This is a genomic window from Pseudomonas oplopanacis, from assembly GCF_057128725.1.
This window is the reverse complement of record NZ_JBSKHV010000001.1, coordinates 758,049-772,154: the sequence shown is the minus strand read 5'-3', so window position 1 is coordinate 772,154 and position 14,106 is coordinate 758,049. Positions and strand designations below refer to the sequence as shown.

Annotated in this window: 16 protein-coding genes; 9 read left to right on the top strand and 7 right to left on the bottom strand. The window is 57.9% G+C overall.

All coding sequences use genetic code 11. The features are described 5' to 3' along the window. The first annotated feature begins 32 nt into the window (after positions 1-32). From ACWKV5_RS03735 to ACWKV5_RS03725, 3 genes are all read left to right on the top strand, one after another. Complete coding sequence (locus ACWKV5_RS03735; protein ID WP_123434322.1) at positions 33-1,283, top strand: lipoprotein-releasing ABC transporter permease subunit; 1,251 nt, start codon at positions 33-35, stop codon at positions 1,281-1,283. Between the two features lie 7 nt (positions 1,284-1,290). Beyond that, the gene (lolD, locus tag ACWKV5_RS03730) at positions 1,291-1,974 is read left to right on the top strand and encodes a lipoprotein-releasing ABC transporter ATP-binding protein LolD (RefSeq protein WP_483840221.1); all 684 of its coding nucleotides are present in this window, start codon (positions 1,291-1,293) and stop codon (positions 1,972-1,974) included. A gap of 62 nt (positions 1,975-2,036) precedes the next feature. Beyond that, positions 2,037-3,281: a lipoprotein-releasing ABC transporter permease subunit gene (locus ACWKV5_RS03725; RefSeq protein WP_483840220.1), complete on the top strand. Its 1,245-nt coding sequence runs from the start codon at positions 2,037-2,039 to the stop codon at positions 3,279-3,281. A 122-nt stretch (positions 3,282-3,403) separates the two neighbouring features. Here the strand turns inward: ACWKV5_RS03725 and ACWKV5_RS03720 are convergent, their stop codons facing one another. Both ACWKV5_RS03720 and ACWKV5_RS03715 read right to left on the bottom strand, forming a co-directional pair. Then, the gene (locus ACWKV5_RS03720) at positions 3,404-4,753 is read right to left on the bottom strand and encodes a heavy metal sensor histidine kinase (RefSeq protein WP_483840219.1); all 1,350 of its coding nucleotides are present in this window, start codon (positions 4,751-4,753) and stop codon (positions 3,404-3,406) included. Beyond that, on the bottom strand, positions 4,753-5,433 hold the full coding sequence (locus tag ACWKV5_RS03715) for a heavy metal response regulator transcription factor (protein ID WP_483840218.1): 681 nt from the start codon (positions 5,431-5,433) through the stop codon (positions 4,753-4,755). Before ACWKV5_RS03715 ends, ACWKV5_RS03720 begins: the two co-directional genes overlap by 1 nt. Before the next feature lie 155 nt (positions 5,434-5,588). Between ACWKV5_RS03715 and copI the strand changes: the two genes are divergently transcribed. Beyond that, a complete protein-coding gene (gene copI, locus ACWKV5_RS03710; RefSeq protein ID WP_483840217.1) occupies positions 5,589-6,113 on the top strand; it encodes a copper-resistant cuproprotein CopI in 525 nt (174 codons plus the stop codon). Positions 6,114-6,174: 61 nt separating this feature from the next. Next, positions 6,175-7,005, top strand: coding sequence for an NADPH-dependent 7-cyano-7-deazaguanine reductase QueF (gene queF, locus ACWKV5_RS03705; RefSeq protein WP_483840216.1), 831 nt, complete (start codon positions 6,175-6,177; stop codon positions 7,003-7,005). A gap of 172 nt (positions 7,006-7,177) precedes the next feature. Here the strand turns inward: queF and ACWKV5_RS03700 are convergent, their stop codons facing one another. Together ACWKV5_RS03700 and pcrP are read right to left on the bottom strand one after the other, a co-directional pair. Next, a complete protein-coding gene (locus tag ACWKV5_RS03700; RefSeq protein WP_483840215.1) occupies positions 7,178-7,441 on the bottom strand; it encodes a DUF4404 family protein in 264 nt (87 codons plus the stop codon). Between the two features lie 109 nt (positions 7,442-7,550). Next, positions 7,551-8,171: an HAD superfamily inactivated hydrolase PcrP gene (pcrP, locus tag ACWKV5_RS03695; protein ID WP_483840214.1), complete on the bottom strand. Its 621-nt coding sequence runs from the start codon at positions 8,169-8,171 to the stop codon at positions 7,551-7,553. Positions 8,172-8,372: 201 nt separating this feature from the next. On the opposite strand from pcrP, the gene ACWKV5_RS03690 reads away from it, so the two are divergent. Further along, a complete protein-coding gene (locus ACWKV5_RS03690; RefSeq protein WP_483840213.1) occupies positions 8,373-9,062 on the top strand; it encodes an MlaA family lipoprotein in 690 nt (229 codons plus the stop codon). Positions 9,063-9,121: 59 nt separating this feature from the next. Here ACWKV5_RS03690 and ACWKV5_RS03685 read toward each other — a convergent pair whose 3' ends face one another. Beyond that, on the bottom strand, positions 9,122-9,421 hold the full coding sequence (locus ACWKV5_RS03685; RefSeq protein WP_483840212.1) for a PilZ domain-containing protein: 300 nt from the start codon (positions 9,419-9,421) through the stop codon (positions 9,122-9,124). Between the two features lie 276 nt (positions 9,422-9,697). On the opposite strand from ACWKV5_RS03685, the gene rssB reads away from it, so the two are divergent. Next, complete coding sequence (rssB, locus tag ACWKV5_RS03680; RefSeq protein ID WP_007943679.1) at positions 9,698-10,879, top strand: two-component system response regulator RssB; 1,182 nt, start codon at positions 9,698-9,700, stop codon at positions 10,877-10,879. Then, positions 10,879-11,361 carry an anti-sigma factor antagonist RssC gene (gene rssC, locus ACWKV5_RS03675; RefSeq protein WP_007943680.1) on the top strand — a complete coding sequence of 161 codons (483 nt, stop codon included), beginning with the start codon at positions 10,879-10,881 and terminating at the stop codon, positions 11,359-11,361. The genes rssB and rssC overlap by 1 nt, the downstream gene beginning before the upstream one ends. A gap of 73 nt (positions 11,362-11,434) precedes the next feature. Here the strand turns inward: rssC and tal are convergent, their stop codons facing one another. Continuing rightward, positions 11,435-12,361, bottom strand: coding sequence for a transaldolase (gene tal / locus ACWKV5_RS03670; protein WP_123434332.1), 927 nt, complete (start codon positions 12,359-12,361; stop codon positions 11,435-11,437). A 284-nt stretch (positions 12,362-12,645) separates the two neighbouring features. Between tal and ACWKV5_RS03665 the strand changes: the two genes are divergently transcribed. Next, positions 12,646-13,050 (top strand): hypothetical protein, encoded by a 405-nt coding sequence (locus tag ACWKV5_RS03665; protein ID WP_483840211.1) that lies wholly within the window; start codon positions 12,646-12,648, stop codon positions 13,048-13,050. Positions 13,051-13,069: 19 nt separating this feature from the next. Here ACWKV5_RS03665 and ACWKV5_RS03660 read toward each other — a convergent pair whose 3' ends face one another. Next, positions 13,070-14,041, bottom strand: a complete 972-nt coding sequence (locus ACWKV5_RS03660; protein WP_483840210.1) for a glycosyl hydrolase family 5 — start codon at positions 14,039-14,041, stop codon at positions 13,070-13,072. Positions 14,042-14,106: the final 65 nt, after the last annotated feature.

Sequence of the window (14,106 nt, the reverse complement as noted above, 5' to 3'; positions counted from 1 at the left end):
GACGTTCCTTTTCCCTCCGAACAAGCCCCGACATGTTCAGACCTCTCTTCGTATTTATTGGCACGCGTTATACCCGTGCAAAGCGTCGCAATCATTTTGTGTCGTTCATTTCCCTGACTTCAATGATCGGTCTCGCCCTCGGCGTGGTGGTGATGATTGTGGTGCTGTCGGTCATGAACGGCTTCGATCATGAGATGCGCACCCGCGTGCTGGGCATGGTGCCTCACGCGACCATCGAGTCCGGTGAGCCGATCAGCGACTGGCAAAGCCTGGCCGCCAAGGTCAAGCAGAACCCGCAGGTGACGGCCGTGGCGCCGTTTACCCAGATGCAGGGTTTGCTGACCAACAACGGCAAAGTTTCCAAAGTCCTGCTCAATGCCATCGATCCTGCGCTGGAGCGCAACGTCTCGATCATTGATAACTTCATGCAGCAGGGCAAACTCGACGATCTCGTGCCGGGTGAATTCGGCATCGTCATCGGCGACAAGGCCGCGGCCAAGCTTGGTGCCGCCCTCGGCGACAAGCTGACGTTTGTCGCGCCGGAAGTCACCGTGACCCCGGCCGGCATGTTCCCGCGCATGAAACGCTTTACCGTGGTCGGCATCTTCCATGTCGGCGCCGGTGAGCTGGACGGTTATCTGGGCATCACCAACTTGCAGGACCTGGCCAGGCTGCACCGCTGGAAGCCGGATCAGGTGCAGGGCATCCGCCTGAAGTTCGACGACCTGTTCCAGGCGCCGCGCACCGCGTGGAGCATCGCTCAACAGCTGGGCGAAGATCGTTATTACGCCCGTGACTGGACCCGCACCCACGGCAACCTGTACCAGGCGATCCGCATGGAAAAAGCCATGATCGGCCTGCTGTTGTTGCTGATCGTCGCTGTTGCCGCGTTCAACATCATTTCCACGCTGGTGATGGTGGTGAACGACAAGAAGGGCGATATCGCGATCCTGCGCACCCTGGGCGCCACGCCGCGCACGATCATGGCGATCTTCATGGTGCAGGGCACCGTCATCGGCGTGGTCGGTACGCTGATCGGCGCCGTGGTCGGCATCTTCGCCGCGCTGAACGTCAGTGCCGCGATCTCGGCCCTCGAAGGTGTGATCGGCCATAAATTCCTCAACGCCGACGTGTACTTCATCGATTACCTGCCGTCGCAAGTGCAGAGCCAGGACGTCTTGATGGTCTGCGGCGCCGCGTTGGTCCTGAGTTTCCTCGCCACCCTGTATCCAGCCTGGCGTGCCGCGCGCACCCAGCCTGCGGAGGCGCTACGTTATGAGTGAGTCGGGCATGAGTGATAAAGCAATCTTGAGCTGCCGCAACCTGGGCAAATCCTACGAGGAAGGCCCGGAGTCGGTGGAAGTGCTGGCCGGTCTGCAACTGGAGTTGCACCCGGGCGAGCGTGTGGCGATTGTCGGCACCTCGGGTTCGGGCAAAAGTACCTTGCTCAACCTGCTGGGCGGCCTGGATACGCCGACCAAGGGCAGCGTCTGGCTCGACGGTGAAGAACTGTCGGCACTGAGCGAGAAGAACCGCGGCCTGCTGCGTAACCGTTCCCTCGGCTTCGTGTACCAGTTCCACCACTTGCTGCCGGAATTCACCGCGCTGGAAAACGTCTGCATGCCGTTGCTGATCGGCAAGACCGCGATTCCGGAAGCCCGTCAGCGCGCCACGGCATTGCTGGAGCGGGTAGGTCTGGGCCATCGCCTGGAGCACAAACCGTCCGAATTGTCCGGCGGCGAACGTCAGCGCGTTGCCATCGCCCGTGCCCTGGTGAACAAGCCAGGCCTGGTGATGCTCGACGAGCCGACCGGCAACCTCGACGCCCACACCGCCCAGGGTATTCAGGATTTGATGCTGGAACTCAGCACCTCGATGCGCACCGCGTTCCTGGTGGTGACCCATGACATGAACCTGGCTCGCCAGATGGATCGCGTCCTGCATTTGCAGGAAGGTTGCCTGACACCCATCTGATTGACCGAAACCCGGCGTCTTGAAGGACGTCGGGTCTTTTATTTTTATACGGTGCCCAGCGAATGTTCAGACCGTTATCGATCTTCATCGGCGCGCGCTATACCCGCGCCAAGCGCCGCAATCGCTTTGTTTCCTTCATCTCGATGACCTCGATGATCGGCCTCGCCCTCGGTGTGCTGGCAATGATCGTGGTGTTGTCGGTGATGAACGGCTTTCAGCGCGAAATGAGCTCGCGGATCCTCGGCATGGTGCCGCACGCGACCATCGTCGGCGTGAATCCGATTGACGATTGGCAGCCGGTTGCAGCGGCCGCAATGAAAAATCCGGAAGTCACGGCGGCCGTGCCGTTCACCGAGATGGAAGGCATGCTCTCTTACAAGGGCTCGATGCAGCCGATCCAGGTCAGCGGCGTCGATCCGGCATTGGAAGGCAAGGTGTCAATCGTTGCCAAGCACATCGTTCAGGGGCGTCTGGATGCCTTGAAACCGGGTGAGTTCGGCGTAGTGATTGGCGAGATCACGGCGCGGCGTTTCCGTTTGAACGTCGGCGACAAGATCACCCTGATCGTGCCGGAAGTCAGCACCGCCCCGGGCGGGATTACTCCGCGCATGCAGCGCCTGAACGTGGTTGGCGTGTTCAAGGTCGGGGCTGAGCTGGACGGTTCGATGGCGTTGATCCACATGGCCGATGCCGCGCAGATGCAGCATTGGGAGCCGAATCAGGTGCAGAGCGTGCGCCTGGCGGTGAAGGATCTGTACGCCGCGCCGCAAGTGTCGAGCGACATTGCCGGCGGTCTGGGGGCTGCCTACAAGGCTGACGACTGGACCCACACCCAGGGCAGTCTGTTCAGCGCGATGAAAATGGAAAAAACCATGATCGGCCTGCTGTTGCTGATGATCGTCGCGGTGGCGGCGTTCAACATTATCGCGACCCTGATCATGGTGGTGAACGACAAGGGCGCGGACATCGCGATCCTGCGCACCATCGGCGCCACGCCGGGGCAGATCATGGCGATCTTCATGGTCCAGGGCACCGTGATCGGGATTGTCGGGACCTTGATCGGCGGCGTGTTGGGCGTGATTGCGGCGTTGAACGTCAGTGAACTGGTGGGCTGGATCGAGCGGGTGAGCGGTCAGCACATTTTCAGTTCTGATGTGTATTTCGTCAGCAACCTGCCTTCGGAATTGCAGGGCGGGGATGTCCTGTTGATTTGCTCGGCGGGGTTTATCTTGAGCTTCCTGGCGACGGTCTATCCGGCTTGGCGTGCGGCGAAGATTGAGCCGGCTCATGCGTTGCGGTATTCGTAAGCCGTAACATCCTTTCGCGAGCAGGCTCGCTCCCACCTTGATCGGCTTGGATCACACATTTGTGAATGACGCCGAACCTTGTGGGAGCGAGCTTGCTCGCGAAGAGGCCATTCCTGCTGTCCTCAATCCTTTTTAGGCAACTCAATCACAAACCGCGTCCACCCATTCCCCGATTCGCAACGGATCTGCCCGCCATGGGCACGCACGATCGACTGCGTAATCGCCAGCCCCAACCCCGCATGTTCGCTGCTACCTTCCTGGCGCGCCGGATCGGCCCGATAAAACCGGTCAAACAGTCGCGGCAGCAACGCCCCGTCAATCCCGTCGCCACTGTTCTCAACCGTCAGGTTCAATCCTTTGGCCTGCTCGACAATCCGCACCCGAACCTCACCCTCGGCCGGCGTGAACCGCAACGCGTTGTCCAGCAAATTGGACAGCGCCCGGCGCAACATGCTGCGGTCACCCTCCAGGCGCGCGTTGCCTTCCCGCGTGAGCGTCACCCGAGCGTCTTCCGCCAGCAGCGCAAAATACTCCAGCAACAGATCCACTTCCTCCGCCAGTTCCAGCGCTTCGCGCTTGGGCGTCAGTAATCCGTGATCCGCTTTGGCCAGGTACAACATGTCGTTGACCAGTTGCGCCATCCATTGCAGTTCTTCGAGGTTGCTGTGCAGCGCCTCGCGGTAATCCTCGATGGGTCGGGGGCGGGTGAGGGTGACCTGCGTGTGGGTCAGCAGGTTCGACAGTGGCGTGCGCAGTTCGTGGGCAATGTCCGCGGAGAACGCCGAGAGCCGTTGAAAAGAGTCGTCAAGGCGTCCGAGCATGGCGTTGAAGCTGTGGGCCAATTCCGCGAGTTCTGGCGGCATGTTCTCTTCCGGCAGGCGCGCATTCAGTGATTGCGCCGACACGCCACGGGCAACCGCACTCATGCGCCGCAACGGACGCAAACCACTGCGCGCCGCCCAGGCGCCGAGCAGGGCGGTGGCCAGGGCTGACAACCCCACGGTCAGCCAGATCAGATGCTGCATGCGTTGCAGAAAGTGCTGGTGATGGGTGATGTCCAGCAACAAGGTCAGTTGTGGGGAATCAGGTTTGTCGACAAACAACGGCGCATTCAGCACTCGGTAGTCGGTGCCGCCGTTGTTGAGGGTCGATAAGCCGGGTGTTTGCGGCAGCTTGTCCGGCAGCTGCGTCGAACTGTCATACCAGCGCTGGCCATCGCTGCCGGTAATACGCAGCGACAGATCGGCCTGGCGGCTCAATTCATCCGCGAGTCTGGTTTCGCTCTCGCTGGATTGAATGTCGTGAAGCGCCCGGCGCAATCCAATCAACTTGCCGTCCAGCAATTGCTGATCAAGCTCGACGAAGTGTGCCTCGCTGGCGCGACTGAACAACACCCCGGCAAACAGCGAAACCACCGCCGTGCAGGCCGCAAACAGCAATGCCAGGCGGCTGCTCAACGAAAGACGCCGCATCAGGCGATACGCTCTTCAAGGACGTAACCCATGCCGCGCACGGTATGGATCAGCTTGTTGGGGAATTCATCGTCGATCTTAAGGCGCAAACGACGGATCGCGACTTCGATCACATTGGTGTCGCTGTCGAAATTCATGTCCCAGACCTGAGAGGCGATCAGCGATTTGGGCAGGACTTCGCCCTGACGGCGCAGGAGCATTTCCAGCAAGGCGAACTCTTTGGCCGTGAGGTCGATGCGCTGGCCGCTACGCTCAACGCGACGGCGGATCAGGTCCAGGCGCAAATCGGCCAGTTGCAAGCTGGTTTCCTGTGGCGAGGCGCTGCCGCGACGCAACAGGCTGCGGACCCGGGCCAACAGTTCCGAGAAGGCGAACGGTTTGACCAGGTAATCGTCTGCACCCAGTTCGAGGCCATGGACCCGGTCTTCTACCGCGTCACGCGCCGTCAGAAAAAGTACGGGCGTATCGAGGCCGGCACTGCGCACCGCTTGCAGAATCTGCCAGCCATCGCGACCGGGCAGCATCACATCGAGAATCAACAATGCGTAGTCGCCGCTCAACGCCAGTTGTTGCCCGGTGCTGCCGTCGGCCACCAGTTCGGTGTTGAAACCGGCCTCGGTCAGGCCCTGGCGCAGGTAGTGGCCGGTTTTCGGTTGGTCTTCGACGATCAGCAATTTCATGGGCGACTCTGGGCAAATGGAACGAACGCTTTATACCGTGGGCAGCGTTATGACAGGTCAACCTGACAAAGTTGTAATCTGGCTGTCAGGTTGCGGGCAGTGGCCGCAGTTTAGAGTTTTCCACAGGCTGAACCTTATCTTGTTGGAGTACGACGATGTTTTTGCGCAAATCTTTGCTGCGGGTGGCGTGTCTGTTGGCGTTGAGTTCGCCGGTATGGGCTGCCCCGGCGCATACCTATGACTTCGGCCAGCCCGCTGCGGCGGCCAGGGCGACTCGCAGTATTGAAGTGGTGATGGGCGACATGTCGTTCACCCCCAAGGCGATCGATATCAAGGCCGGTGAGACCATTCGTTTTGTGCTGGTGAATAAAGGCCAGTTGCTGCATGAATTCAACCTGGGGGACGCGGCGATGCATGCCAAACACCAGCAGGAAATGTTGCAGATGCAACAGAGTGGCATGCTGACGCCTACAGGCATGAAGGAAATGGACCACGGTTCGATGGCGGGCATGGATCATGGAATGATGAAACACGACGACCCGAACAGCGTCCTCGTCGAGCCGGGTAAAACCGCCGAGCTGACCTGGACCTTCACCAAGGCCACCAGCCTGGAATTTGCCTGCAACATCCCCGGCCATTATCAGGCGGGCATGGTCGGCAAGTTGACTGTCAGTCAGTAAGCACTCAATGGCGGGCGCAAAGGCTGGTAGAATCCGCTGATTCTTCAGTCAGGTTTCCGCCATGCATCCCGCAGCCGAACACTCGCCGCTGGGCAAATCCAGCGAATACATCGCCACTTACACGCCGTCCCTGCTGTTCCCGATTCCGCGTACCGCGAAATGGGCCGAGCTGGGGCTGACGGCTGAGACCCTGCCATATCAAGGCGTGGATTTCTGGAACTGCTTTGAGCTGTCGTGGCTGTTGCCGTCCGGCAAGCCAGTGGTGGCGATTGGCGAGTTCAGCATCCCGGCGGATTCGCCGAACATCATCGAATCGAAGTCGTTCAAGCTGTACCTGAACTCGCTGAACCAGACGCCGTTTGCCGATACGGCGAGCCTCGAAGCGACGCTGGCGAAAGACCTGTCGGCGGCTGCCGGTAAACCGGTTGGCGTGCGCATTCGCAGTCTCAAGGACGTTGAAGCCGAAGGCGTGGTTGCGTTGCCGGGTGTGTGCATCGACGACCTGGACATCAGCGTCAGCAACTACGAACATCCGCGTCCGGAACTGCTGCGTTGCGATGAATCGCGCATCGTGGAAGAGAGCGTGCACAGCCATTTGCTCAAATCCAACTGCCCGGTCACCAGTCAGCCGGACTGGGGCAGCGTGGCGGTGCAATACCGTGGCGCGGCACTGGATCACGCGAGTTTGCTGGAATACATCGTGAGCTTCCGTCAGCACTCGGACTTTCATGAGCAGTGCGTGGAGCGGATTTTCCTCGACTTGCAGCGCCTGCTGAAGCCGGAGAAGTTGACGGTGTATGCGCGTTATGTGCGCCGTGGTGGATTGGATATCAACCCGTACCGCAGTACCGAAACCGTTCAACTGCCGAACCACCGCCTGGTCCGCCAGTGAAGATCTAATGTGGGAGCGAGCCTGCTCGCGAAAGCGCCAGCACATTCAATATTTATGTGACTGATACTCCGCCTTCGCGAGCAGGCTCGCTCCCACAGGGGATTGCATTGCAACCCCCCCGGATATGAAAAGCCCCGCTATCGCTAGCGGGGCTTTTTTGTATCCGACGGGTTCAGATCCCGATGTTGACCAGGGTTTGCGCGATGTTGCGCAAGGTGCCGGCAATGACCGGGTGTTCGAGTTCAAAGCGATCGACGGCCAGGTTGACGCCGTCAGCCAGGCTCGAATCCTTGGTTTTGGTTTCCAGTTCAAGTTCCAGTTCGATCTGTTGCATCAGCGCGTGCAGGTCTTCGCGCTCGGCTTCGGACAGCGGTGGATTCTGTTCCAATTGCTCGCGCAGAGTATTGAGCTGGTCTTGCAGTTCGCGGGCAGGCATGGCGTTCTTCCTTTTATCGATAGGCACTGGCATAGACCGCAGCCTCGCGCCAAAGGTCTATGGCTGACCTTTAGATTAATCCACTTGCGCGCAACCTGCATGATCTCGGTCAGGGCTTTTCGCCCTTGAGCCGGCGCAGGCTGATATCGGCCAGGCAGGTGTCGAGGTCGCCGAGATGATCGATCACCGAATGCACGCCCAGCCCGAATAGCTGCATCGTCGCCTTTCCGCGCAAGTGCTCGCGTTCCTTTTGGGTCAATGCGTGCCATTCGCCGGGTGCGAGACCGCACAGCGATCCGCAGGACGCCAGGCCAATCGTCCACAATCCGGCGTTCAGCCCCGATTGCAGCAACCGTGGTTCGCCACTGACCAGCACGCAGCCATCCAGGCGTTCGACATTCAACGCCATCAGGGCTTGCCAGCAAGCATTCGGAGCAGGCCATGGGTTGATTGTTGCGGGATGTTGCGACGAAGTGATCCAGGAGGGCAGGGTGACGGCCAGGGAATGGCTGAGGGCGGGGGGTAATTCATCAAGCCAGGCGCAGGGAATTTGCTGGCGCTGCAAACTGCTCAGGCTGTCCAGCGCGCCAGGAGTAGCCTCGGCGTGCTCGGCAGAATAAGCCCCGTGTTGCCGCGTCCGGGCGCCGAAATCCACCAGGCAACCACTGAGGCCGAACAGGACGGCGGTCAAGCTGGGTGCTGCAACGGGCAAGGTTTCGGCGTGCGGCATAGGAGCGTCCCTGAAATAGTGACAAGGCTATGCGGCGTCAGTGACAGTTGAGTGACATTGATGTGAAGCGCTCTCAATCAGGATGATTCATCTTCAGGCAAATACGCGCGAGGCTGCCTAAACCGGCTTTTCCGTCTTATACTTGCCAGCTTAACGCCCGGGCCAAGTGCCCGCGCCGGTAAAAATCCAAGGAGTTTTTCTATGCGCTGGAGCAATCATCTCGCTCAGCTTTTTGTGTGTGCCAGCGTGTTGCTGGTTCCGTTTGTGGCTCAGGCTGCTTCGGAAGACGATCCTTGGGAAAGCGTTAACCGTCCGATCTTCAAGTTCAACGATGTGGTCGATACGTATGCGCTCAAGCCTGTGGCTCAGGGCTATGAGTTCATCACGCCGCAGTTTCTGGAAGACGGCATCCACAACATGTTCCGTAACGTCGGTGACGTCACCAACCTGGTGAACAACATTCTGCAGGCCAAACCGGCCGCGGCGGGCACCGACACTGCACGTATCATCTTCAACACCACGTTCGGCCTGCTGGGCTTCTTCGATGTGGGCACCAAGATGGGCCTGAATCGTAACGACGAAGACTTCGGTCAAACCCTCGGCTACTGGGGTGTCGGTAGCGGCCCCTACGTGATGCTGCCGCTGTTGGGCCCAAGCACCTTGCGTGATGCGCCTTCCAAGTACGTCGACGGCTATACCGGCCCGTATCCGTACATCAACGATGTACCGGTGCGTAACTCGGTCTTCGGCCTGAACATCGTCGACACGCGCGCCAGCTTGCTGTCGAGCGAGAAGCTGATCACCGGCGACAAGTACACCTTCATCCGCAATGCGTACTTGCAGAACCGCGAATTCAAAGTCAAAGACGGCAAGGTTGAAGACGATTTTTAATCTCGACCGATAAAATGAAGAAGGCGGCCCATGGCCGCCTTCTTTCGTTTGGATCCGGTTTATTTCATCTTCAAGATTGTAAGCCCGAGTTTCTGGCCTTCACCGTCCAAAGGCTTCACCCACACCACTTCGGTGTCGGCCTCAAGGCCTTTTAATGCGGCGTGATCGGAATCGATGCGCACGTTGAGCCGGTCACCCACCTTGAACACACGCTTCGCTTCAACCTGCATGCCACTGCTGGAAAGGTCGATGCAGACGGCTGGCACCTCATCACCTTCATGAATCAACGACACATCGGCATCGACTCGCATGCGGATGAAATCGCGCTTTTCGCTGTAGTCCCGACCGGTTTGACTCATGGGCTCGATCCTTCCATTGGGTTACGGAATTGTCTGTTCTTATAACTCCCGGTGATTTGACAAGTAAAGACGCCAAGCGACCATCGGCGTGAGCTTGAAACGCCTCTCGGATGGGAGTACCGTCTGCGCCTTAGAAGGGCACCTCTGGTGTACAGGTGAGTAGGGCAAACGCTCGAAAACGGTGCAATAGAGAGGCTAGAAAGCGAATCCAGTAGTGTGAGCCGGGCTAAAACCCGTGCCTGCTACGCCAACCTAATTCTGGCGCCGTTTGCCCACATGCCAAAAACCAGTGCCACGCTGCTGATAATCGATGATGACGAGGTAGTGCGCGCGAGTCTCGCGGCCTATTTGGAAGACAGTGGTTTCAGTGTCCTGCAGGCCAGCAATGGCCAACAGGGTCTTCAGGTATTCGAGCAAGACAAGCCCGACTTGGTCATCTGCGATCTGCGCATGCCGCAGATGGGCGGACTCGAACTCATTCGCCAGGTTACCGAACGGTCCCCGCAAACGCCGGTGATTGTGGTTTCGGGTGCCGGCGTGATGAACGACGCGGTCGAGGCGCTACGCCTGGGCGCGGCGGATTACCTGATCAAACCTCTCGAAGATCTGGCCGTGCTCGAGCATTCCGTGCGCCGGGCCCTGGATCGTGCGCGCCTGCTGCTGGAAAACCAGCGTTACCGCGAGAAGCTGGAAAAGGCCAACCGTGAGCTCGCCGCCAGCCTGAACCTGCTCCAGGAAGACCAGAATGCCGGTCGCCAGGTGCAGATGAACATGCTGCCGGTCAGCCCCTGGACCATCGACGAGTTCCAGTTTGCGCACCAGATCATCCCGTCGCTGTACCTGTCGGGTGATTTCGTTGACTACTTTCGGGTCGATGAGCGTAGGGTAGCCTTCTACCTGGCAGACGTTTCCGGGCATGGCGCTTCTTCAGCGTTCGTTACCGTGCTGCTGAAGTTCATGACCACGCGCTTGCTGTTCGAATCCAAGCGCAGCGGTACATTGCCGGAATTCAAGCCTTCAGAGGTCCTTGGTCATATCAACCGAGGCCTGATCAGTTGTAAGCTGGGTAAACACGTCACAATGGTCGGTGGAGTCATCGACGAGGAGACAGGTTTGTTGACCTATAGCATCGGCGGTCATTTGCCGTTGCCAGTGTTGTACACGCCAGACAGTGTTCGTTATCTGGAAGGGCGCGGTCTGCCGGTGGGCCTCTTTAATGAAGCCACCTACGAAGATCACGTACTGGAGCTGCCGCCGACGTTCAGTCTGACGCTGATGTCTGATGGCATTCTGGACCTTTTGCCAGAACCCACACTCAAAGAAAAAGAAGCGGCGTTGCCCCAACGGGTCAAGGCTGCGGGCGGCACCCTGGATGGGCTGCGGCAGGTTTTTGGATTGGCCACGCTTGGGGAGATGCCGGATGATATCGCCCTTTTGGTGTTGAGCAGGAATCTTTAATGAGTACCGGTAGAATCCAGTTCGCCGAGCAGGATGGCACCTTCGTCCTGAAATTCGTCGGTGAAGTTCGCCTGACCCTGTGTTCGGCGTTGGATGCGACTATTGATCGGATCTTCACCGCGTTGAATTTCAATGCGATCGTGATCGACCTGACCGAAACCCGCAGCATCGACAGCACCACCCTTGGCCTGCTGGCCAAATTGTCGATCCTGTCGCGGCAGAAAGTCGGCCTGCTGCCGACTGTCGTCACCACCCACGAAGACATCACCCGGCTGCTCGAATCCATGGGCTTCGAGCAAGTGTTCAACATTGTTGACCAGCCTGTGCCTTGCCCGGAATGCCTGGACGACTTGCCAGACCAGGACCAGTCCGAGGAAGTGGTGAGGATCAAGGTTCTTGAAGCCCACAAAATCCTCATGGGCCTCAATGACCACAATCGCGAAGCGTTCCATGACCTGGTGAATGCGCTGGAGCGTCACTGATCGCTTGAAGTAACGGGCACAAAAAAGGGCGAACCCACCAGGGTTCGCCCTTTTTGCATTGCGCTAACTCAAATCACAGCTTGGCTTGCAGCAGTGCCTCAAGCTTCTCCTGGTCGCGAGCAAACTGACGAATGCCCTCAGCCAGTTTCTCGGTGGCCATTGCGTCTTCGTTGGACAACCAACGGAACTGCGCTTCATTCAAGCTCAAACGCGCCTCGCCGGCATGCCCAGGCGCCAACTTGCGCTCCAGCTTGCCAGTGTCCGCTGCCAGCTTCTCCAGCAGGTCCGGGCTGATGGTCAGGCGATCACAACCGGCCAATTGCTCAATCTGGCTCAGGTTGCGGAAGCTCGCGCCCATCACCACCGTCTTGTAGTCATTGGCTTTGTAGTAGTTGTAGATACGGGTCACCGACTGCACGCCCGGATCATCCGCGCCGGTGTAGTCGTTGCCGTTGGCTTTCTTGTACCAGTCGTAAATCCGGCCCACGAACGGCGAGATCAGGAACACACCTGCATCGGCGCACGCGGCTGCCTGAGCAAACGAGAACAACAGTGTCAGGTTGGTCTGAATGCCTTCTTTTTCCAGTGTCTCTGCCGCACGAATGCCTTCCCAGGTGGAGGCAATCTTGATCAGCACGCGGTCACGGCCGATGCCGGCCTTGTCATACAGCTCGATCAGACGGTGCGCGCGCTTCAATACGGCGTCAGTGTCGAACGATAGGCGCGCATCCACTTCAGTGGAAATGCGGCCCGGTACAACCTTCAGAATCTCTTGCCCGACCGCAACGCCAAAACGGTCGCTGGCCAGGCCCACATCGCCTTTGCAATCGTGAACGCAGGCGTTCAGCAATTCGGCATAGGCAGGAATCGCCGCGGCTTTGAGCAGCAGGGAAGGGTTAGTGGTGGCGTCCACCGGTTTAACGCGAGCGATCGCTTCGAAGTCGCCGGTATCGGCAACCACGGTGGTCATTTGTTTCAGTTGTTCCAGTTTGGAAGTCATGGGCGTGCTCTGTCCTGTGGGTCTAATGACATTACCCGAGCGCTGACAGCCACTCAAGGGCGCATGTACGTATCAATGGCCCCAGCGGCAACAACCTGAAAACGGCTGTTTGAATGGCGGGGCACGGTGTCGGTTAATACGATGCCAAAACCGGGCACAGGTTCAAGGTAACTGACCGCTGACGCCATATCTTGAGAGGAGGGAGCTGTTAAAAAGGGTCGGATCCCGCCGTTATAATATGTCAAATAGTGAGGCCCGGATGCCGTGTAACGTGCTGCTGATAAATGGATGCGTCGGACGGGAAGATGACTTCACAGGGGAAGCAGGTGTCTGGAAATGTGGAGGCCTTCGATGACTTAATCCTGGGTTATGTCCTGAAGAAACTCACCGAAGTATTTGAAGAGTTGATGGCAGTTTCAAAAGATAACCACCCGGATAATTTGCAGGGCGTGGTTGCAATGGGAAAGGTTAAAGCCGCAAAAAATATCCCCGGTTGGCTGCAGCGAGTGAAACACAGCACGCCTTCTCAGGTCACCCGCGTAATGAAGGAGCAAATGAACGACGCGCAACAACGTCAGCAAGACCTGCGCATTGAAGCGCAAGTCGTATTGTTGGAAGTGCTGGTGGAAGCCTCACTGGCGGTCGACGCGACGAGTTATTCCGAATATAAGAACAAAAACCTCCCTTAATCGCGGAGGCAGTTATCCGCTATTGTGCCTTTAATAGCGTCTTGACAGCCGCTTCCGCTGGTTTGGAGTTGCCATCAGAAGACTTCAATCCAAAACTTCGTTCACGATCATTGCTGCCTGAGTCGCTGTTTTTCCATTCGTAAAGAGAGGTCAGCGGTATGTTCAGTTGTTTGACGTCGGTAATGAATCTGGTGATGCGTGTGGCCTGTCCGGTTGTTCCGCCGATGGAACTGAGCGATGGCACTCCCCATTCGGTAATCACGCCGGGTACATGAAAGTTGTTGAGAATAAATGCTTGGGCAGTGTTGATCTCGGTACCCGACATGCCATAGGGATGATAGGAGACAGCACTCAGGCATTTCGGATGCTCAGCAATGATTTTAGTCAGTGCTGCGGTCGACTTGGAGCCTGTGGTGGGCGCACGTGCGAATCCAAACCCGATCAGCGGTGTTGAATGATCGCGCTTTTGTAACCCATTGCACACCGCGCTCATGAACGGCGCAAAGGTTACTTCAAAATCCTGTGTGGGCCAGTATTTTGGCAGGTCCGGTTCATTCCATATTTCAATGGCAACAAGCTGCGTGCTGTAGGTGTTTTCCAGGTCTATGACTGAGTTTGCGAATGCCACACCTGCGCTGGCGAGTTCATCGTCACCGCTTTTCGATTTGCCGGTTAACGCTTTGGTTGAGCGAACGGTCATCAATACCGGCAGGTTGGCGGATTTGGCGGCAGCGAACGCTTCATTGATCTGATTCTGGTACGCCGGGCTTTTCAAGCTGTTGGTCCATACGCCAAAACGCACGAATCCGAAGCCGGAATCCTTGATTTGCCGGGCATCGGTGGTAGAAAAATTTTGAATCTTTACCTGAACGCCTATGGTTTTGTTGCCCTCTGCCAAGGCTGGAAAAACCTGGCTGGCGTTAGCGTGATTGAATGCGCCGAATATCAATAGTGTTGAAGCTGTAATACATCGAAAACACGTTAAGGTCATGTCTAATTCCTGAGAGGCGAATACTACAGCCATATCATCAATTCGCTATTGTCGCTGCATCATTG

Coding starts and splice junctions, on each gene's coding strand:
- ACWKV5_RS03735 (WP_123434322.1), top strand. CDS start 33: ATGTTCAGACCTCTCTTCGTATTTATTGGCACGCGTTATACCCGTGCA.
- ACWKV5_RS03715 (WP_483840218.1), bottom strand. CDS start 5,433: ATGAAATTGCTGATCGTCGAAGACCAACCGAAAACCGGCCACTACCTG.
- rssB (WP_007943679.1), top strand. CDS start 9,698: ATGCCAAAAACCAGTGCCACGCTGCTGATAATCGATGATGACGAGGTA.
- ACWKV5_RS03665 (WP_483840211.1), top strand. CDS start 12,646: ATGGATGCGTCGGACGGGAAGATGACTTCACAGGGGAAGCAGGTGTCT.
- pcrP (WP_483840214.1), bottom strand. CDS start 8,171: ATGCCGCACGCCGAAACCTTGCCCGTTGCAGCACCCAGCTTGACCGCC.
- ACWKV5_RS03700 (WP_483840215.1), bottom strand. CDS start 7,441: ATGCCTGCCCGCGAACTGCAAGACCAGCTCAATACTCTGCGCGAGCAA.
- copI (WP_483840217.1), top strand. CDS start 5,589: ATGTTTTTGCGCAAATCTTTGCTGCGGGTGGCGTGTCTGTTGGCGTTG.
- tal (WP_123434332.1), bottom strand. CDS start 12,361: ATGACTTCCAAACTGGAACAACTGAAACAAATGACCACCGTGGTTGCC.
- ACWKV5_RS03720 (WP_483840219.1), bottom strand. CDS start 4,753: ATGCGGCGTCTTTCGTTGAGCAGCCGCCTGGCATTGCTGTTTGCGGCC.
- ACWKV5_RS03660 (WP_483840210.1), bottom strand. CDS start 14,041: ATGACCTTAACGTGTTTTCGATGTATTACAGCTTCAACACTATTGATA.
- queF (WP_483840216.1), top strand. CDS start 6,175: ATGCATCCCGCAGCCGAACACTCGCCGCTGGGCAAATCCAGCGAATAC.
- lolD (WP_483840221.1), top strand. CDS start 1,291: ATGAGTGATAAAGCAATCTTGAGCTGCCGCAACCTGGGCAAATCCTAC.
- ACWKV5_RS03690 (WP_483840213.1), top strand. CDS start 8,373: ATGCGCTGGAGCAATCATCTCGCTCAGCTTTTTGTGTGTGCCAGCGTG.
- ACWKV5_RS03725 (WP_483840220.1), top strand. CDS start 2,037: ATGTTCAGACCGTTATCGATCTTCATCGGCGCGCGCTATACCCGCGCC.
- rssC (WP_007943680.1), top strand. CDS start 10,879: ATGAGTACCGGTAGAATCCAGTTCGCCGAGCAGGATGGCACCTTCGTC.
- ACWKV5_RS03685 (WP_483840212.1), bottom strand. CDS start 9,421: ATGAGTCAAACCGGTCGGGACTACAGCGAAAAGCGCGATTTCATCCGC.